Below are 19,700 nucleotides of genomic sequence, written 5' to 3' on the forward strand. Positions count from 1 at the left end.
TTGTAAGTCTCTCTTAATAGCGCGGCAATCGGGTATACTCAGGCGCGCCAGGTTTACACCCTGGCGCGCCCTGCGCTTCGAGTTTTGTGGAGAGTCATTTTGCGTGTCAGCCGTTCCTTAACAATCAAACAGATGGCGATGGTTTCTGCCGTCACCATGCTGTTTGTACTGCTCTTCTGCGTAATTTTGCTGTTTCATTCCGTACAGCAGAATCGCTATAACACGGCTTCGCAGTTAGAAAGTATCGCGCGTTCGGTGCGCGGCCCGCTCTCTGCCTCTATCCTGAAAGGGGATATTCCCGAAGCGGAAACCATTTTAAAACGCATTCAGCCTGCCGGCGTCGTGAGCCGCGCCGATGTCGTCTTGCCCAACCAGTTTCAGGCGCTGCGGATGAGCTTTATTCCGGAGCGTCCCGTCCCGATGATGGTGATGCGCCTGTTTGAACTGCCGGTGCAGATTTCGCTGCCCGTTTATTCGCTTGAACGCCCGGCCAACCCGCAGCCGCTGGCCTACCTGGTATTACAGGCGGACTCCTACCGAATGTATAAATTCGTCATGAGCTGGGTGGTTACGTTAGTGACCACTTGCTTACTTATGACGCTTATTCTCAGCGTGGCGCTCACCTGGTGCATTAACCGGCTGATTGTTCATCCGCTGCGCCGTATCGCCCGCGAGCTGAATGCGCTTGCGCCGCAGGATCAGATGGGGCATCAGCTTGAGCTGCCGCGTCTGCATCATGACGATGAGATAGGCATGCTGGTGCGCAGCTACAACCTCAACCAGCAGCGCATTCAGCGCCAGCAGGATGAGTTAAACAGCAGCGCCACGCGCTTCCCGGTGTCGGAGCTTCCCAATAAAGCCTTCCTGATGGCGATGCTGGAGCAGACCGTTGCCCGTCAGCAAACCACGGCGCTGATGGTTATCGCCTGTGAAACCCTGCAGGACACGGCTGGCGTGCTCAAGGAGAGCCAGCGCGAAATGCTGCTGCTGACCCTGGTGGAAAAAGTGAAGTCTGTCCTTGCCCCGCGCATGGTGCTGACCCAGGTCAGCGGTTACGACCTGGTGGTGATTGCCAACGGCGTAAAAGAACCCTGGCATGCGATCACTTTAGGTCAGCAAGTACTCACTGTCATTAATGAGCGGTTGCCCATTCAGGGTATCCAGCTTCGTCCAAGCGCCAGTATCGGTATTGCGATGTACTATGGCGATTTAACGGCAGAGCAGCTTTATCATCGCGCGTTCTCGGCGGCGTTCACCGCCCGGCGCAAAGGGAAAAATCAGATCCAGTTCTTCGCGCCGGAAGAGATGGAAAAGGCGCAGCAGCGCCTGACGGAAGAGAGCGACATCCTGACCGCGCTGGATAACCGCCAGTTTGCCCTCTGGCTACAGCCGCAGGTGAATTTGCTGACGGGTGAAGTGAAAAGCGCCGAGGCACTGCTGCGCGTGCAGCAGCCAGATGGTTCATGGGAGCTGCCGGAAGGGCTGATTGAGCGCATTGAGTCCTGTGGCCTGATGGTTACGGTCGGCTACTGGGTGCTGGAGGAGTCCTGCCGTCAGCTTGCCGCCTGGCAGGAGCGCGGCGTGACGCTGCCGCTGTCGGTCAATTTGTCTGCCCTGCAGCTTATGCACCCGACCATGGTTTCAGAGATGCTGGAGCTGATCCATCGTTACCGAATCAAGCCTGATACGTTAACTCTGGAAGTGACGGAGAGCCGACGCATCGACGACCCTAATCAGGCGGTCGCAATTCTGAAACCGCTGCGTAATGCCGGCATTCGCATCGCGCTGGATGATTTTGGCATGGGGTACGCCGGGCTGCGTCAGCTTCAGCATATGAAAACCCTTCCGGTGGATGTGCTCAAAATTGACAAAGCGTTTGTCGATGGTCTGCCGGGCGACAGCAGCATGGTGCAGGCGATTATCCAGATGGCGCGCAGCCTCAACCTGCATCTTATTGCCGAGGGGATTGAAACCGAAGCGCAACGCGCCTGGCTGGCAGAGGCGGGCGTGGAGAGCGGACAAGGCTTCCTTTTTGCCCCTGCTGTTCCTTCGGATGTCTTTGAAGAACGATACCTTTCTGGTGCTGACAATAACGCAAAAGTGTAATTTTGTTGCTGGCTTGTGCGAGCCAGCTCAAAGTTCTTAACATTTGTGTTTCAAATTTGAACTGAGTTTATTTCTGTCCTGTTATGTGGGTGTTATTTTAAAGCCGCAGGTTAACCATAACCTTACAAAGCCTGTGGTTTTTCTTCCCAAGGACACCTTATGAAAACCTCACTCTTCAAAAGTCTTTATTTCCAGGTCCTGACAGCCATCGCCATCGGTATTCTGCTGGGTCACTATTACCCTGAGCTGGGCGCGCAAATGAAACCGCTTGGCGACGCGTTCGTTAAGCTCATCAAAATGGTCATCGCGCCGGTGATCTTCTGTACCGTCGTGACGGGCATCGCTGGCATGGAAAGCATGAAGGCGGTCGGTCGTACCGGTGCAGTGGCGCTTCTCTATTTTGAAGTGGTCAGTACCCTTGCGCTGATTATCGGTCTGATCATCGTCAACGTGGTGCAGCCGGGCGCGGGGATGAACGTAGACCCGTCAACGCTGGATGCCAAAGCGGTCGCGGTGTATGCCGAGCAGGCGAAGGATCAGGGTGTGGTGGCCTTCCTGCTGGACGTGATACCGGGCAGCGTCATTGGCGCGTTCGCCAGCGGAAACATCCTGCAGGTTCTGCTGTTTGCTGTGATGTTTGGCTTTGCCCTACACCGACTGGGCAGCAAAGGCCAGCTTATCTTTAATGTGATCGAAAGCTTCTCCCAGGTAATTTTCGGCATCATCAATATGATCATGCGCCTGGCGCCGATAGGTGCTTTCGGTGCGATGGCCTTTACCATCGGTAAATATGGCGTCGGTACGCTGGTGCAGCTGGGTCAGCTGATTATCTGCTTCTATATCACCTGTATCCTTTTCGTGGTCGTGGTGCTGGGCTCCATCGCCCGCGCGACGGGTTTCAACATCTTCAAATTTATCCGTTACATCCGCGAAGAGCTGCTGATTGTTCTGGGGACCTCCTCTTCAGAATCGGCGCTGCCGCGTATGCTCGACAAGATGGAAAAGCTTGGGTGCCGTAAATCGGTGGTCGGGCTGGTGATCCCGACGGGCTACTCCTTCAACCTGGACGGCACCTCGATATACCTGACGATGGCGGCCGTGTTTATCGCTCAGGCGACCAACAGCCATATGGATATTTTCCATCAGATTACCCTGCTGGTGGTGCTCCTGCTCTCCTCTAAAGGCGCGGCAGGCGTGACGGGCAGTGGTTTTATCGTGCTGGCTGCCACTATTTCCGCTGTGGGTCACCTGCCGGTGGCGGGTCTGGCGTTGATTCTCGGTATCGACCGCTTCATGTCAGAGGCGCGTGCGTTAACCAACCTGGTAGGTAACGGCGTGGCAACGGTGGTGGTGGCGAAATGGGTGAAAGAGCTGGATCACAAAAAGCTCGACGATACTCTGAATAACCGTTCAACTGACAGCAAAAATCCTGGCTTAACCTCTTAATCTTGTCACAAATGCCCGTATTCCCTTGTCGGGATGCGGGCTCCTGCGCATAATAACTGTTCGTACCTGTCATAATTCGACAAGATTTTTTTGGGTATATTTCACTTCTGACCGTGACGTTTTGCCGAACGCGCGGTCTAATCGACGTGTTTTCATCGTCATCTTTAAGAGTGAAGCGCGTCGCGAAACACTCTTTTTTAACCAGGAATGTTGATCAGGGGTTCACATGCAGGGCACAAAAATTCGACTCTTAACCGGCGGTTTGCTGATGATGGCAGCAGCCAGTTATGTGCAGGCAGATGCGCTCCAGCCAGACCCGGCCTGGCAACAAGGGACATTAGCGAACGGTTTTCAGTGGCAGGTTTTAGCCACTCCGCAACGTCCCAGTGACCGTGTAGAAATCCGTCTGTCCATTAATACCGGTTCCCTCGCGGAAAGCACTCAGCAAACCGGTTTTAGCCATTTTATTCCCCGGCTGGCGCTCACGCAGAGCGGCAGCCTGCAAGCGGTTCAGGTGCGTTCGCTTTGGCAGCAGGCCATCGATCCGAAACGCCCACTTCCTCCGGCTGTGGTCTCGTATGACTACACCATGTTTAACCTGAGCCTGCCTAATAACCGTAACGATCTGCTAAAAGAAGCACTTACATATCTCTCCGATGCCTCTGGCAATCTGGCGATTACGCCGGACACCGTCAACTATGCGCTGAGCAACAGCGACATGGTGGCGACCTGGCCCGGGGATACCAAAGAGGGCTGGTGGCGTTACCGCCTGAAGGGCTCGACGCTGCTGGGACATGACCCGGCCGAACCGCTGAAACAGCCGGTGGACGCCGAACAGGTAAAATCGTTCTACCAGAAGTGGTACACCCCGGATGCGATGACGCTGATCGTGGTCGGTAACGTGGACAGCCGCGCGGTGGTGGAGCAGATCAACAAAGCGTTTGGTGATTTGAAAGGCAAGCGTGAAACGCCAGCCCCTGTCCCGACGCTCTCACCGCTGCGTGCAGAGCCTGTCAGCATTATGACGGATGCCGTGCGTCAGGATCGCCTCTCCGTCATGTGGGATAACGCCTGGCAGCCCATCCGCGAGTCCGCGGCGATGTTGCGCTACTGGCGTGCCGATCTGGCGCGTGAAGCGCTGTTCTGGCACGTTCAGCAGACGCTGAGCAAGAACAACGTGAAGAATATCGGTCTTGGCTTTGACTGCCGCGTGCTGTTCCAGCGTGCGCAGTGCGCCATCAACGTTGAATCGCCGGGCGATAAGCTGAATGCCAATCTGGGCGTGGTCGCGAAAGAGCTGGCAAAAGTGCGTAAAGAGGGGCTTTCCGAAGAGGAATTCAACGCTCTCGTGGCGCAGAAAAAACTCGAGCTGCAGAAGCTGTTTGCGACTTACGCTCGCGCCGATACCGACATTCTGATCAGCCAGCGTATTCGCTCTCTGCAGAACCAGGTGGTGGACATTGCGCCGGAACAGTACCAGAAGCTTCGTCAGGACTTCCTGAACGGTCTGACCGTCGAGATGCTCAATCAGGACCTTCGTCAGCAGCTGTCGCAGGAGATGGCGTTGATCCTCCTGCAACCGAAGGGCGAGCCGGAATATGACATGAAGGAACTTCAGAAAACCTGGGATTCCATTATGGCTACCGCGCCGCAGCCTGCGCAGGCCGCCACGGCTGATGATTTACATCCGGACGCGACGGATATTCCGCAGGGGCAGTAATGCTTAAACATTCCCTCTCCCTGTGGGAGAGGGTTAAGGTGAGGGCATTAGCCCGCACCCTCCTTAAACAGGCATCGCCTCACGCGGAATAATCGCCCCGCGATACTGAATCACCGTGCTGGCCGTCAGGTGACCACGCTGTGCCGCCGCTTCCGGCGTTCCACCCGTCAGACGTACTGCCAGATAGCCCGCGCTGAATGAATCGCCGGCCGCCGTGGTATCAATCACTTTCTCTTTGGCAAGCTTCACCGCCGGAACGTCAACCAGCGCTTCGCCCGCCACCGCGACCAGGCACGAATCCGCCCCGCGCTTAATCACCACTTCGCTCACGCCAGCCGCCTGCGTGCGTGCAATCACGTCCTCTACCGGTTTCTTACCCCACAGGGCGTCTTCATCGTCGAGCGTGAGGAAGGCGATGTCGGTGCACTGCAGCATCTGCTGATAGACCTGCTGCGTCTCTTCGCGGCTGGCCCACAGGCGCGGGCGGTAGTTGTTATCGAAAATAACCTTGCCGCCGTTTGCACGGCATTCGCGCAGCAGCGAGAGCAGCTTTTCACGGCTGGTGGGGCTCAGGATCGCCAGGCTAATCCCGCTCAGATAGAGGTAATCAAAGGTCGCCAGCTCTTCGCAGATGGCTGCGGCCGCGTCGCTCTCCAGCCAGAATTTGGCCGCGGCTTCGTTACGCCAGTAATAAAACGTGCGTTCGCCGGTGCTGTCGGTTTCGATGTAATAAAGTCCCGGGAGGCGGTTCTCCATACGCTGAATCAACGACGTTTCAACATGTTCACTCTGCCAGGCCTCCAGCATTTGCTGGCTGAAGCTGTCCGTGCCCAGGGCGGTCACGTAGTTCACGGTAAGCGCCTTAGGTGCAACCTGACGGGCAATATAAACGGACGTGTTTAACGTATCGCCACCAAATCCGCGGCTGACTTCCGCGCCTTTTTGTGACAGCTCAATCATGCATTCGCCAATCACGGCAATTTTTTTGGACATAGTCGTGAACCTGAACAGAAGAATTATCAGCAGTGTGCGCTGAGTGAATTAACTGGTCAACTATATTAAAACAACGTTCCATTATTTTATTTGAGCCAGCGCGTGTTCCCGCGCATTTCTGTCATCTTAATTTCATTTTCCCGGTGAATTGAACATAAAGTTCTCAATTGTCGCGCCGATAATCCTGTGACGAGTCCAGAAAGGCTATCCCAACAACAGGACATCTGAAATGAAGTCAGAGCAGGTTATCCAGCGGCTGAGCACTACGCCTGAGGCAAGTATTGAGAACTTGCAGGAGCATCGCTACTGGCTGCAATGTGAGCGTGCGTACACCTATCAGCCGATCTACCGAACAGATGGTCGACTGATGGCAATTGAAATTTTAACCGTCGTTACGCATCCCTCAAACCCTACTCAGCGCATCGCGCCGGATCGCTATTTTGCCGAAGTTGCCGTTCGCCAGCGTCTGGACGTGCTGGAAGAGCAGCTTCGTATGCTGGCGACGAAGCAGCCCTTTTTCGAACAGCACGATATTCTCGCTTCGGTGAACGTCGATGGTCCAACCCTGCTGGCGCTGCGCCAGAACGCAAAATTGCAGGAGCTGATCGCCACCCTGCCGTGGATGCGCTTTGAGCTGGTGGAGCATGTCCGCCTGCCGCAGGACTCCTCGTTTGCGTCAATATGCGAATACGGCCCGCTGTGGCTGGATGACTTTGGCACCGGCATGGCGAACTTCTCCGCCCTGAGTGAGGTGCGCTACGACTACATCAAAGTGGCCCGCGACCTGTTCATTATGCTGCGTCAGACCCCGGAAGGGCGGAATCTGTTTACGCTGTTATTACAGCTGATGAACCGCTATTGCCAGGGCGTGATTGTTGAAGGTGTGGAAACACTGGAAGAGTGGCGTGATGTGCAAAACTCTCCCGCAGCGGCGGCGCAAGGCTATTATCTCTCCCGCCCGGTACCCATGGATCGCCTCGATAGCGTTATAACGACCCTCTGATAAGCCCGCTTCCCTTTGTCTGGACTATAGTTTTACAGGACAGGTCATCAGGAAAGGGGATAAAAATGACGAGAACAACCAGGGTAATCTCCTGGACAGCAGGGATTTTCTTGTTGTTGATCGTGGTCGTCGCCATCATTATTGCGACGTTTGACTGGAACCGTCTCAAGCCGACCATCAACCAGAAAGTCTCAACCGAACTGAACCGCCCCTTCGCCATACGCGGCGATTTAGGGGTGGTATGGGAGCGTCAGAAAGAGGAGCCCGGCTGGCGCAGCTGGATCCCCTGGCCACACGTCCATGCCGACGACATCATTCTCGGCAACCCGCCGGATATCCCGGACGTCACCATGATCCACCTGCCGCGCGTTGAAGCCACGCTGGCTCCGCTGGCGCTCTTCACCAAAACGGTCTATCTGCCGTGGATCAAACTTCAGCAGCCCGATGCGCGTCTGATCCGACTCTCAGAAAAAAACAACAACTGGACGTTTAACCTTGCCAGCGACAGCGAAAAAGATCCGAATGCCCGGCCTTCCTCCTGGTCATTCCGTCTCGACAATATTCTTTTCGATCGCGGGCGGATCGCCATCGACGATAAGGTCAGCAAGGCGGATGTGGAGATCCTCGTCGATCCGCTGGGCAAACCGCTGCCGTTTAGCGAAGTCACGGGCACGAAAGCAAAAGGCGATGCGGCAAGCGTGGGTGACTATGTCTTCGGCCTGACGGCAAAAGGACGCTACAACGATCGGCCTCTCAGCGGTAAAGGGAAAATTGGCGGCATGCTGGCGCTGCGGAGCGAAGGCACGCCGTTCCCGGTGCAGGCGGACTTCCGTTCCGGTAACACCCGCGTGGCGTTCGTGGGCACGGTCAACGACCCGATGAATATGGGCGGCGTCGATCTTCAGCTTAAATTTGCCGGCGATTCGCTGGGCGAGCTTTATGAACTGACCGGCGTGTTGCTGCCGGATACCCCGCCGTTCGAAACGGACGGGCATCTGGTCGCCAAAATCGATACCGAAAAATCGTCCGTTTTTGACTACCGGGACTTCAACGGCCGCATCGGCGACAGTGATATTCACGGCACGCTGACCTACACCACCGGAAAACCGCGCCCGAAACTGGAAGGGGATGTTGAGTCCCGTCAGCTGCGTCTGGCCGATCTGGGCCCGCTAATTGGCGTGGATTCCGGAAAAGGCACCAAATCAAAAGAGGTCAAAAAGGACGTTCAGCCTGCCGGCAAAGTGCTGCCATACGATCGCTTCGAAACCGACAAATGGGACGTGATGGATGCGGATGTGCGCTTCAAAGGCGGAAAAATTGAACATGGCAGTACGCTGCCGATCAGCAATCTTTCGACCCATATTCTCCTCAAAAATGCCGACCTGCGCCTGCAGCCGCTGAAATTTGGCATGGCGGGCGGGACAATTTCCTCGAACATTCATCTGGAAGGCGATAAGAAGCCGATGCAGGGACGGGCGGAGATCCAGGCGCGTCGATTGAAGCTGAAAGAGCTGATGCCGAACGTAGAGCTGATGCAGAAAACCCTCGGTGAAATGAACGGTGATGCCGACATTCGCGGCGTGGGGAACTCGGTGGCGGCGCTGCTGGGCAGCGGCAATGGTAACCTGAAGCTGCTGATGAACGACGGGCTGGTCAGCCGCAACCTGATGGAGATTCTGGGGCTGAACGTCGGTAACTACGTCATCGGGCAAATTTTTGGTGATGACGAGGTGCGGGTGAACTGCGCGGCGGCAAATCTGGATCTGGTTAACGGCGTGGCGCGTCCGCAGATATTTGCCTTCGACACGGAAAACGCGGTGATTAACGTGACCGGGACCGCCAGCATGGCCTCGGAGCAGCTTGATTTGACGATTGACCCGGAAAGTAAGGGGATCCGCATTATCACCCTGCGCTCGCCGCTTTACGTGCGCGGGACCTTCAAAAACCCGCAGGCGGGCGTGAAGCCCGGACCGCTGATTGCGCGCGGTGCGGTGGCTGCGGCCCTGGCGACGCTGGTCACCCCGGCCGCAGCGCTGCTGGCGTTGATTTCGCCGTCAGAAGGCGAGGCCAATCAGTGCCGGACTATTTTGTCGCAGATGAAGAAGTAGCTCCCTTCCTCCCTCTCCCTGTGGGAGAGGGGCGGGGTGAGGGCATCGGACCGCAGTGAATTACAGAGCCTGGTGCTTCGTCTCGTGCGTCAGCAGCAGCGCAATCAGCGTCAGCGCCGCCATGGCCGCCAGATAGACACCCACATAGAACAGACCATAGTTCGCCTGCAGCCAGGTGGCGATATACGGCGCAACGGACGCGCCCAGAATAGAGGCAACGTTGTAGGAGAACGACGCGCCGGTATAACGCACTTCCGTCGGGAACAGCTCAGGCAGCAGCGCGCCCATCGGGCCGAAGGTCAGCCCCATCAGGCTCAGGCCAATCAGCAGATAGGCCATCACCAGCGCCGGGCTACCTGAACCCAGCAGCGGTGGGAAGACGAACAGCGCGAACAGAATAATCAGCGTGGTGATCGTAATCATGCTCGCACGACGACCGAATTTATCCGCCAGCAGGCCCGCAATCGGTACCATCACACCAAACCCGATCACCGCCATCATCAGCATCCACAGCACTTCGTTACGCGGCAGGCCCAGGCCAACCGGCGCGGCGGCGGTACTGAACGTCATGGAGTAGACGGTCATGATGTAGAACAGCGTATAGGTTGCCAGCATGATGAACGTGCCCAGCACGGTCACGCGGACGTGTTTGGTCAGCAGCGTACCCAGCGGCACTTTCACCTGCTTGTTCGCTGCGGCCACTTTCGCAAACACAGGAGTCTCATGCAGCGAAACACGCACATACAGGCCAATCAGCACCAGCACGGCTGAGAAGATAAACGGGAGACGCCAGCCCCAGCTCATGAACTGTTCATCCGTCAGCAGCCAGGAGAGCAGCAGGAACGTCCCGTTGGCAAAGAAGAAGCCAATCGGCGCGCCCAGCTGCGGGAATGAACCGTACAGCGCGCGCTTGCGCGCCGGGGCGTTCTCGGTGGCCAGCAGCGCCGCGCCGCCCCATTCACCGCCCAGCCCCAGACCCTGACCGAAACGCGCCAGCGCCAGCAGGACCGGCGCCAGAATGCCGATGGTTTCATAGGTCGGCAGCAGACCGATGGCCACGGTAGAGATGCCCATCGTCAGCAGCGAGGCCACCAGGGTGACTTTGCGGCCAATGCGATCGCCAAAGTGTCCAAACAGCGCAGAGCCAATCGGACGCGCAACAAACGCGATGGCAAAGGTGGCCAGAGACTGCAGCGTGGCCGCCGTCGGATCGCCCTGCGGGAAGAAAATATGCGGGAAGACGATGACCGCGGCGGTGGCATAAATATAAAAGTCGAAGAACTCAATGGCGGTGCCAATCAGCGAGGCGACGACAACTTTATTGCGCGAGTTTACCGGAACGTTTTCCGTTCCTGAGTCGAGTGTGGTGGCTGTTGCTTGCATAATATTTTCTTATTTTTGTCGAACGAAAGGCCATATTACGCACAGCAAAAGCGACATTTCAATCTGTAACAAAGCCGCGCGCTGGTGATAAAAGCAACAAAAAGCGGATAATTTTCAGGCCAGCGAAAACACGTCTATGAAATGCTTCACAGATTTTAAATATCAGTCAATTAAACTGGTTTTCGGTTAAATAAAAGTTACGGACTGGATTTATATGCTGAAATGATGAATCGGGCTGAAGTTTCAGCCCGAGAGCGGGGCTAGCGGTGCGTTTTACCGGGCATTCGCGTGTCGCCTTTGTACTCGGCGGTGGCAATCCATGCCGCGCAGAACAGGGTCAGACGCGCGAAAAAGTAGAAGAAGGCCATCAGTCCCAGCACCGAGCCAAACGCCGCGCCAGAAGGGGATTTGACCAGCGACGGCAGCGTGTAGGTCATCACGATTTTGATCACCTCAAAGCCGATCGCCGCAATCAACGTGCCGCGGATCAGCGCCTTCTTGCGCGGACGATGGCGGGGCAAGCGCCAGAAGATCCAGAAGAACAGCAGGTAGTTGGCGAAGATGGAAATGGCCAGCCCAATGCCGCGCCAGGCGGGCTTCAGCCATTCGATGTAATTAAGATAGAGCGCGGAGATGATCATCTGCTGCGCCGAGCCCGCCACGGAGGTAATGGAAAGCGTCACGATCAGCGCGACGAGCAGGCCAATCAGCGAAACAAAATCGCGGAGATACTTCACCCAGATTTTCTCCTGGTCCTGCGGCTTACGTTCCCAGACGTCGCGCGACTGGGCGCGGATGGCCTCGCGCAGGTTGCCCATCCAGTTAACGCCGGAGTAAAGGGCAATCAGCAAACCGACGATGCCGACGGTGGTACGCTGCTGAACGGCGGTATTGATGGTGCTTTTGAGCGTGCTGGCAAGGGTCGGGTCACTGACGTTATTCAGGATTTTACTGAAGATATCCTGCAGCAGCGTCGGGTGCGACGCGAGCACAAAGCCGGCTGCGGCAAACGACACCATCAGGATGGGTATCATCGACAGGAAGGAAAAATAGGTGATGGCGGCACCAAACTGGTTCCCCATGCGGTCATTAAACCGTTCTGTGGCGCGTATCAGATGCGCAACCATGGGAAACTGCTGAATTCTCGCGGCGATGCCGGTGACGGTCCCCAGCGCTTTGCTGGCGGAGCCCGGCGTTTTGGCCTCTTCGGGCCCGGTTTCCATCTTTTTGACGGGCTCATACTCTAAATGTTGGGTGGGTCGTTGCGGGTTGTTTTCCGGCGTCACGCGCATTTTCCTTTTCGTTGAGCTGGATGTGTTTTTGAATTATAGCCTGCGGCTAGTCCACGTAAGCTTTTGTGAGTTCGGTAAGCCACTCCATGAACAGATGGACCCGGCGGGAGAGGTTGCGGCGGTGGGGGTAAATCAGGGAGACAGGCATCGGTTCGGCCCGGTATTGCGGGAGGATCTCAATCAGTTTCTTCGCGCGCAGTAAATCGCGCACCCCAACCCGCGGAACCTGAATAATGCCCAGCCCGGCGAGACAGGCAGCCTGGTAAGTTTCCGTGCTGTTGACGGTTAACACCCCGCCCGTTTTTATCCACTGCGTCGTACTGCCATTATAAAACTCAAAGCCCTGCGGGCGGGTTCCCAGCATCGCGGCGTAGTGGATCACGGCGTGCGAGCCTAAATCGTCCAGGGTTTCCGGATAGCCAAATCGCGCCAGATAATCCGGGCTGGCGCAGTTAATCACCGACAGCTTGCCCAGCGGACGGGCAATCAGCCCTGAATCCTTCAATGTGCCGACGCGCACCACGCAATCAAACCCTTCGCGGATCACATCCACCAGACGATCGCTGCTGCTGAGCTCGAGTTCAATGCCCGGATAGTGCTGCAGAAAAGCAGGCAGTTTGGGGATGACTAAATTTCGAGCAACGCCGACGGGCATATCCACGCGGAGCCGACCGCTGATGCTGGAGGGGTCGTGCTGAAACATACCGTCGAGTTCATCAAGGTTTGCCAGCAGATCTTTTGCCCGTTCGTAATAGACCATGCCGTCCTGCGTCAGGCTGACGCGGCGCGTGGTGCGGTGCAATAGCTGGGTGCCAAGCCGGTTTTCCAGAGCCTGAATTTGCCGCGAGACGCTGCCTTTCGGCAGGGTTAATGTTTCGGCCGCGCGGGAAAAACTCTCCAGTTCCGCGACGCGGACGAACAACTGCATTGCGTGAATTTTATCCATAGAGGAAGCTCATTGTTGTTTCTGATGAAACAGTGAAGCGTTTTAACCCATCTTTATTGATTTTCTATCACCTAATAAGCTCTTTCTCAATCTCCTTAACAGCCAAAACGAGGTTTATGATGAGTGAACGTATCGCATTAGTGACGGGTGGTAGCCGTGGTCTGGGTAAAAACGCTGCGTTAAAGCTGGCGGCAGACGGAACGGGAATTGTCCTGACATACAACCGTAGCCAGCAGGAAGCGCTGGATGTTGTGCATGAAATTCAGGAAAAAGGCGTCAACGCAGCGGCATTACAGCTCAACGTCGGGGATATCACGGGTTTTGATCATTTTGCCCGACAGCTTCAGGAAACCCTTAAGACCGTCTGGCAGCGCGAAACCTTTGACTATTTATTGAACAATGCCGGAACGGGTTTATATGCGCCCTATGCCGACACGACGGAAGCGCAGTTTGATGAAGCGCTGAACATTCATTTCAAAGGACCTTTCTTCCTGACCCAGCGCCTGCTGCCGCTGCTTAACGACGGGGGGCGTATACTCAACGTCTCCAGCGGGCTGGCCCGTTTTACCCAGCCGGGCTCCGGGACCTACGCGGCCATGAAGGGAGCGATGGAAGTGCTGACGCGTTATCAGGCGAAAGAGCTGGGCGCGCGCGGAATTTCCGTCAATATTATTGCGCCGGGCGCGATAGAAACTGACTTTGGCGGCGGACGCGTGCGCGACAACGCGGAGCTGAATCAGCTTCTGGCCTCGCAGACGGCGCTGGGACGGGTGGGGCTGCCGGACGATATTGGCGATGCCATTGCGGCACTGCTCAGCGATAAATTGGGCTGGATGAACGCGCAACGTATTGAAGTATCAGGCGGTATGTTCCTGTGATGCACGGGCTTAAGGGGAAGGAGCCCCTTAATGAAACCCTTCGTATGGATGTGTCTGCATACTGACAGCGATAAAGAACGCAGGCAGCCATAGCCGATAACCCCTTTTCATCACGATATTTCTCAAGAGAAAGACCCGGATGTTTTTTTATTAACGCAATGGCGGAAGAAAATATTTTCAGCGAATGACGTTTGATATTCGTTTCTTCTTAATAGCGACACTGAAGAGGAAACGACGTCCGGGAAATATCTGCTAAAAAGCGGTTGGTCAGGAATTATTATTCAGGTATTCCTGCTGTAATAAACCAAATAGCCAGTCATTTTGCCAGCGCCCCGCAAGGTAATAGCTCTCGCGTAATTCACCTTCCAGACGAAAGCGGGCTTTTTCCAGCAGGCGTCTTGACGCAACATTTCCCGCGGTGACGGTGGCGGTGAGTCGCCGTATACCGCCCTGATCAAAAGCGTAATCGCAAAGCGCTTTCAGGGATTCAAAGCCGTAACCTTTCCCCTGCGCCTCGGGTGCGAAAAGGAAGCCCACTTCGGCGCAGTCTTCCTCCCGATGAATATACCCGGTAACGCCCAGCGGGGCCTGTGAGGCGGTGTCACGTACGACGAGACAAAGCCAGTGCGCGCTGCCCGGTGCCCATGGGGTCAGGCGCGAATCAAACGCCTCGCGGATCGCCGCGACGGGGCGGCCTTCCGCCACAAAGCGCATCACGTCCGGGTGCTGCTGTAGCGCCAGAAAAAAGGGCCAGTCTTGTTCCTGCAGGGGCGAACAGGTCAGGCGAGAGGTAATTAAAACCGGCATTCAGATTCTCCTGAAACATTTTAAATCATTTTAGGGTTGTCACTTTATTTCAACAGAAAGTCAGGTATGGTTAACCGCGTATAAATAAAAAGAATAAAGGGCGTTTCGTGCCCATTCCGGATGTCTTCGTTGTCGCTTAAGGAAAACAATGACTCTCAGCACATCACATCATATTCGCGAACAGTTTGAACACTGTCTGGCGGTCATTCGCCATGCGTCGGTGGAAATTTTACTCCTTCTGAATGTACATGCTTCTGAGGGAAAAGATCCACGCTGGTTTCTGGAACAACTCGACAGCGCGCGATTAGCTCTGGGCGGCTGGGGAGCCGTTGCGAAAAAACTCAACCTCAATGATGCCGAGATGTCGGAATTTACGCTCCAGCTGCGCCTGCTGCAGCAGCGCGTTCCGCAGTATGAAAGCGGACAGGATGTGAGTGAAAACCAGCTTATTGCGGCGATGCGGTTTGTGACCGCGCTGGAACATCTTCGCCTGCAGCAGCCGCTGTTGACCTACAGCACCGACCTGGCACCGGGAAGCGAACTCCAGCAGCAGCAGGCGCACAAGCAGGTACGCGCGATTGAGCTGATGATTAAAGGACTCATCCAGCAGGCCTGGCCCGATCAGGTGCGGCTGAACAACCATCTTAAGACCCTGTTTAACGCTGACCGCGTGCGGCGCTGGCTGAAGCTTGGCGAGATCAACGATGTCCTGAGCGGCATGATGTTCAGCGAACTGGCGCAGATGCTGGTGGATAAAAAAGAGTTCAGCCGCTATTACGCTTCGCTGTTCAGCGACCCGTCCATGCTGACGCTGCTGGTTGAACCGCGCAAAACGCTGCAAACCTTCCTCGATGACATTCGGCAAATCCGCAACAGCATCACCGTTCAGAAAACGCTAAGCTCGGCGCAAATCCAGCTGCTGGATAACTACTACGCGCAGATCGCGCGGCCCGTTCAGCGCGCGTTTGAAGAGGGGAGAACGCGCGTCAATCCGGCCGGATTCATGGCGGTAGATGCCAGCGAATTGCATACCTTCTGGGAAAAGGCGCAGAAAATGGATCGGGTCACCGGTGGGGATCTGTTTGAAGTCCGTGACACTATTGAAAAGCCGACCCAGCGCGCGCCGCGTACCCCTGAACAACGCGAGCAGCTCATTTCCGGTGCGCTATGGGGGGCGGTTGGCGTCATGGTGATTGCTATCGTGGCGGGGGGCTTCTGGCTGGTGACCAGCAGCAAACCGCAGCCTGCAACCGCCAGCGCGGCTGAAGCGGCCCCTCCGCAGGAAATGCGCGAGACGCCTTCTTCGCGCGAAACGCTCACGCGCATGGGGGTCACCTGGGACGAGAATAATTTCCGCTCGGCCATTAACCGCAACGATACCCGCGTGACCCTGCTATTTTTGCAGGGCGGTATGGACTGGAAGCTGTCCTGGACCGAAGAGGCGATGTCGGCAGGCTATGACGATGTGCTGGAGCTGATGCTACGCTACCGCCAGAACATGGTGGAAGAGAAGCCGTGCCGTCGCTTCATCAACACGCTCAGCCACGCCATGTCGAACGGCGAGTCTCTGACCTCGGTTCGTAAAGAGTATCTCAAAGCTTTCTGCACCGTGCCTGCCGTGGTGAAACGCCAACAGCACGATCTCGACATGGCCACACGCCGCGCGCAGTCGCAGCCGGATGCCACCACGAAAAAATGGCAGTCCATTCAGACTGCCATTTATGAAGTGATTCGCTAAGTCGTTCTCCCTCTCCCTGTGGGAGAGGGGCGGGGTGAGGGCACCAGACCGCACCCCGTTTAAGGCTCCCCATACAACCCAATCAGCCGTCGCACCACGCCGTTCGTCCAGCCGAAACCGTCCTGCAGCGGATACTCACCCCCGCCGCCTTCGCGCGGCGTGCTGCTGGCGATGTGGTACTTCTCAATCAGCTTGTGATGCGTCTTATAAAAATGGTTCACCGTATGCAGCCAGCTCCAGGCGATCTCATCGCCCAGCGAGTCGTTGCCGTACTGCTTGAACCCCTGAATCGCCATCCACTGCAGCGGCGCCCAGCCGTTGGGTTTATCCCACTGCTCGCCGGTTTCGTACTCGGTCGCCAGAATTCCGCCCGGCGTCAGCAGACGCGCCTTGACCGCATCCGACAAACGTTCTGCCTGCTCGTGCGTCGCCATTCCAACATACAGCGGCACAATGCTGGCGGCAGAAAACAGCGCCAGCTCTTCGCGTCGCCAGTCGTAATCGCGGTAGCAGCCGCTCTCCTCGTCCCACAGATAGCGGTTCACCGCCGCGCGGCGATCGTTGGCTTTCTGGCGGAACGCCTCTGCCGTCTCTTTATCCCCTTTCGACGCGGAGATGTTGGCGATAGCGCTTTCCAGCTTGAACAGGAAGGCGTTCAGATCGATGGGGATAAACTGCGTCGTGCGGATGCTGGCGAGCCGCGACGGATCGCGCAGCCAGCGGGACGAGTAATCCCAGCCGGACGCCGCCCCCGCGCGCAGGTCGCGATACACCTCATTGGGCGGACGACCCGAGTGGCGGGCAGTTTCCACGTCCTCGATCCACGATTCGTCGCGCGGGGTATCGCGGTCATCCCAGTAGCGGTTGAGCAGTGAACCGTCCGGCATGCGCACGGCGCTGCGGTAAGCCTGGTTAAGCAGCAGCGACTCCGCGCCGTCCATCCAGAAGGCGTACTCCATTTTGAGGTGGTCCAGATAGCGTTTCGCACCGCGCACGCCGTCCTCCTCGAACAGCTCCACCATCAGGGCAAAGACCGGCGGCTGCGAGCGGCTGAGGTAATAGGTGCGGTTGCCGTTGGGGATATGCCCGTAGCGTTCAATCAGCCAGGCGAAGTTGTCCGCCATACATTTGAGCAGATCGTTACGGCCGCTCTCCGCCAGCCCCAGCATGGAGAAATAGGAATCCCAGTAGTAGGTCTCGCTGAATCGCCCGCCGGGGACGATATAGGCTTGCGGCAGGGCCAGCAGGGAGGACCAGGGAATGTGATCCTGCGGCTCGCGCGTCAGCACCGGCCACAGGTTATCAATATGCTCTTTCAGGGAGAGTCCCGGGTCGGAGACATATTCTGTGCCGTACGTTTCCGGCATCCAGAAGTGGTTCTCCACAAACTGGCGCAGGTCGAAATCCCGGTGGCGTCTGACCTTGCGGTAGCGGATCAGGATATCCAGCGGATCCATCTTCGGCGCGCAGTCGGGAAAGGTTTTACTGTCCGCAAACAGCCGCGTCGACTGCACATGCTCGAACAGTTCAAGATAGCGGTCTGCGGGCGTCAACGCATCGGAGGCCGGTAGCCCCTCGATCATTTCGGGTTCCGGCTCCGCCTCAATCATTTCATCCAGTTTCAACTCGCAGGGATCGGTCTCGTAGCGCAGCTCTTCTGCAATCTCGAACTCGATGTTCTCGGTAGCCTGTAGTTTCTGGTTGAACATGGTGATAGGGACCTCCGGTTGTGTGTTCAAAAGACAGGTTTATCCGGGCGTCTTATAAGCGTAGACATTCGCTTCGGTAGATGGGGAGGGATATGTGCGGTAGATCACTATTTTCGGAGCATTCGTTTTGCAACGATTTATGAATGTTAAAAAAATGCCCCTCCGGAGAGGGGCATCAGGATTAACGCATGGTCACAAACTCTTCCGCGGCCGTCGGGTGGATTGCCACGGTGTTGTCGAAGTCTTTCTTGGTTGCGCCCATCTTCAGCGCCACGGCGAAGCCCTGCAGGATCTCGTCCATACCGAAGCCGATGCCGTGGATGCCGACAATCTTCTCTTCCGGGCCCACGCAGACCAGCTTCATGCGGCACGGCTGACGGTGAGAGGTGACGGCGGTGTACATGGCGGTAAACGCCGATTTATACACTTTCACCTGGTCGTCGCCGTACTGTTCGCGCGCCTGCGGCTCGGTTAAGCCGACGGTGCCGATTGGCGGGTGGCTGAAGACCACGGTCGGGATGTTGCTGTAGTCCAGATGCTCTTCCGGCTTGTTGTTGAACAGGCGCTCGGAGAGACGACGACCCGCCGCAACGGCGACCGGCGTCAGCTCAACCGCGCCGGTGTTATCGCCGACCGCATAAATGCCCGGTACGCTGGTGTTCTGGAATTTATCGACGACGATATAGCCTTTTTCGTCGGTTTTCACGCCCGTCACGCCCAGGTTGAAGTTATCGTTCGCAGGTTCACGGCCAATCGCCCAGATCAGGCAATCGACGGTCTGGCTGCGGCCATCTTCCAGCTCAAGCGTCAGGCTACCATCCGCGTTTTTCACCACCGCTTTTGGCACGGCGTTGGTGTGCAGGGTCGGGCCTTCGGTGTTCATCACTTCAACCAGCGTATCGACAATCAGCGGGTCAAAGCTGCGCAGCGGCGCGTGTTTACGTACGAACAGGTGCGCTTCCGCGCCCAGGCCGTTAATCACGCCAGCCAGTTCCACCGCGATATAGCCCGCGCCAACAACGGCAACGCGTTTTGGCAGGGCAGGCAGCTCGAAGAAACCGTCGGAGTCGATGCCGTATTCCACGCCCGGGATGTTCGGGTGGCTCGGACGACCGCCGGTGGCGATCAGGATGTGATCGGCGGTGATCGTCTCGCCGTTCACTTCGATCGTTTTCGCGTCCACAAAGCGGGCGAAACCGTGGATAACATCGACGTTATTTTTACCCAGCACGTTGTCGTACGAGGTGTGAATACGGTCGATGTAGGCGGTACGGCTGGCGATCAGTTTGTCCCAGTCGAAGCGGTTGATGGTGGTGTCAAAGCCGTAGTCCGGGCCATACATATGGATAGCTTCACGGATCTGCGCCGCATGCCACATCACTTTCTTCGGTACACAACCCACGTTCACGCAGGTGCCGCCCAGCGCTTTGGCTTCAATCAGCGCGCACTTCTGGCCGTACATGGCCGCACGGTTGATGGAGGCGATGCCGCCGCTGCCGCCGCCGATTGCGATGTAGTCATAATGCTTAGTCATTGCTTTTGTCCTTAATCGTGAATTGCCGCGATTGTAT

Annotated in this window: 14 protein-coding genes and 1 pseudogene; 7 read left to right on the forward strand and 8 right to left on the reverse strand. The window is 56.7% G+C overall.

Going from position 1 to position 19,700, the window contains the following annotated elements; all coding sequences use genetic code 11:
• Positions 1-99 precede the first annotated feature (99 nt).
• The 3 genes from hmsP (at position 100) to ACZ6J2_RS16860 (ending at position 5,272) form a co-directional block, all read left to right on the forward strand.
• On the forward strand, positions 100-2,106 hold the full coding sequence (gene hmsP, locus ACZ6J2_RS16850) for a biofilm formation regulator HmsP (RefSeq protein ID WP_471726261.1): 2,007 nt from the start codon (positions 100-102) through the stop codon (positions 2,104-2,106).
• A gap of 159 nt (positions 2,107-2,265) precedes the next feature.
• Positions 2,266-3,552: a dicarboxylate/amino acid:cation symporter gene (locus tag ACZ6J2_RS16855; RefSeq protein ID WP_023309587.1), complete on the forward strand. Its 1,287-nt coding sequence runs from the start codon at positions 2,266-2,268 to the stop codon at positions 3,550-3,552.
• A 226-nt stretch (positions 3,553-3,778) separates the two neighbouring features.
• Positions 3,779-5,272 carry a M16 family metallopeptidase gene (locus ACZ6J2_RS16860; RefSeq protein ID WP_033146870.1) on the forward strand — a complete coding sequence of 498 codons (1,494 nt, stop codon included), beginning with the start codon at positions 3,779-3,781 and terminating at the stop codon, positions 5,270-5,272.
• Positions 5,273-5,335: 63 nt separating this feature from the next.
• Here the strand turns inward: ACZ6J2_RS16860 and kdgK are convergent, their stop codons facing one another.
• The gene (gene kdgK, locus ACZ6J2_RS16865; RefSeq protein WP_471726263.1) at positions 5,336-6,265 is read right to left on the reverse strand and encodes a 2-dehydro-3-deoxygluconokinase; all 930 of its coding nucleotides are present in this window, start codon (positions 6,263-6,265) and stop codon (positions 5,336-5,338) included.
• Between the two features lie 229 nt (positions 6,266-6,494).
• Between kdgK and pdeH the strand changes: the two genes are divergently transcribed.
• Together pdeH and ACZ6J2_RS16875 are read left to right on the forward strand one after the other, a co-directional pair.
• Positions 6,495-7,268 (forward strand): cyclic-guanylate-specific phosphodiesterase, encoded by a 774-nt coding sequence (gene pdeH, locus ACZ6J2_RS16870; protein WP_023309584.1) that lies wholly within the window; start codon positions 6,495-6,497, stop codon positions 7,266-7,268.
• Between the two features lie 65 nt (positions 7,269-7,333).
• Complete coding sequence (locus ACZ6J2_RS16875) at positions 7,334-9,376, forward strand: AsmA family protein (RefSeq protein ID WP_471726265.1); 2,043 nt, start codon at positions 7,334-7,336, stop codon at positions 9,374-9,376.
• Between the two features lie 60 nt (positions 9,377-9,436).
• Here the strand turns inward: ACZ6J2_RS16875 and ACZ6J2_RS16880 are convergent, their stop codons facing one another.
• The 3 genes from ACZ6J2_RS16880 to ACZ6J2_RS16890 form a co-directional block, all read right to left on the reverse strand.
• Complete coding sequence (locus ACZ6J2_RS16880; protein ID WP_023309582.1) at positions 9,437-10,759, reverse strand: MFS transporter; 1,323 nt, start codon at positions 10,757-10,759, stop codon at positions 9,437-9,439.
• 260 nt (positions 10,760-11,019) lie between these two features.
• Complete coding sequence (yhjD, locus tag ACZ6J2_RS16885) at positions 11,020-12,045, reverse strand: inner membrane protein YhjD (protein WP_471726267.1); 1,026 nt, start codon at positions 12,043-12,045, stop codon at positions 11,020-11,022.
• A 52-nt stretch (positions 12,046-12,097) separates the two neighbouring features.
• Positions 12,098-12,997: a LysR family transcriptional regulator gene (locus ACZ6J2_RS16890; RefSeq protein ID WP_048976957.1), complete on the reverse strand. Its 900-nt coding sequence runs from the start codon at positions 12,995-12,997 to the stop codon at positions 12,098-12,100.
• Between the two features lie 119 nt (positions 12,998-13,116).
• Between ACZ6J2_RS16890 and ACZ6J2_RS16895 the strand changes: the two genes are divergently transcribed.
• On the forward strand, positions 13,117-13,875 hold the full coding sequence (locus tag ACZ6J2_RS16895) for an SDR family NAD(P)-dependent oxidoreductase (protein WP_033146866.1): 759 nt from the start codon (positions 13,117-13,119) through the stop codon (positions 13,873-13,875).
• A gap of 97 nt (positions 13,876-13,972) precedes the next feature.
• On the opposite strand, the pseudogene ACZ6J2_RS16900 reads toward ACZ6J2_RS16895, so the two are convergent.
• Positions 13,973-14,071 (reverse strand): annotated as a pseudogene (locus tag ACZ6J2_RS16900) (lysozyme); the annotation flags it as partial.
• Positions 14,072-14,142: 71 nt separating this feature from the next.
• Positions 14,143-14,682, reverse strand: a complete 540-nt coding sequence (locus ACZ6J2_RS16905; protein ID WP_069303398.1) for a GNAT family N-acetyltransferase — start codon at positions 14,680-14,682, stop codon at positions 14,143-14,145.
• 148 nt (positions 14,683-14,830) lie between these two features.
• Here ACZ6J2_RS16905 and ACZ6J2_RS16910 point away from each other — a divergent pair, with 148 nt between their 5' ends.
• The gene (locus tag ACZ6J2_RS16910; protein WP_032662140.1) at positions 14,831-16,420 is read left to right on the forward strand and encodes an STY4199 family HEPN domain-containing protein; all 1,590 of its coding nucleotides are present in this window, start codon (positions 14,831-14,833) and stop codon (positions 16,418-16,420) included.
• 59 nt (positions 16,421-16,479) lie between these two features.
• On the opposite strand, the gene ACZ6J2_RS16915 is transcribed toward ACZ6J2_RS16910, so the two are convergent.
• Together ACZ6J2_RS16915 and gorA are read right to left on the reverse strand one after the other, a co-directional pair.
• Positions 16,480-18,129, reverse strand: coding sequence for an alpha,alpha-trehalase (locus ACZ6J2_RS16915; protein WP_033146864.1), 1,650 nt, complete (start codon positions 18,127-18,129; stop codon positions 16,480-16,482).
• 181 nt (positions 18,130-18,310) lie between these two features.
• The gene (gene gorA / locus ACZ6J2_RS16920; protein ID WP_471726270.1) at positions 18,311-19,663 is read right to left on the reverse strand and encodes a glutathione-disulfide reductase; all 1,353 of its coding nucleotides are present in this window, start codon (positions 19,661-19,663) and stop codon (positions 18,311-18,313) included.
• Positions 19,664-19,700: the final 37 nt, after the last annotated feature.

The sequence above is a fragment of the Enterobacter sp. E14S genome (genome assembly GCF_055666685.1).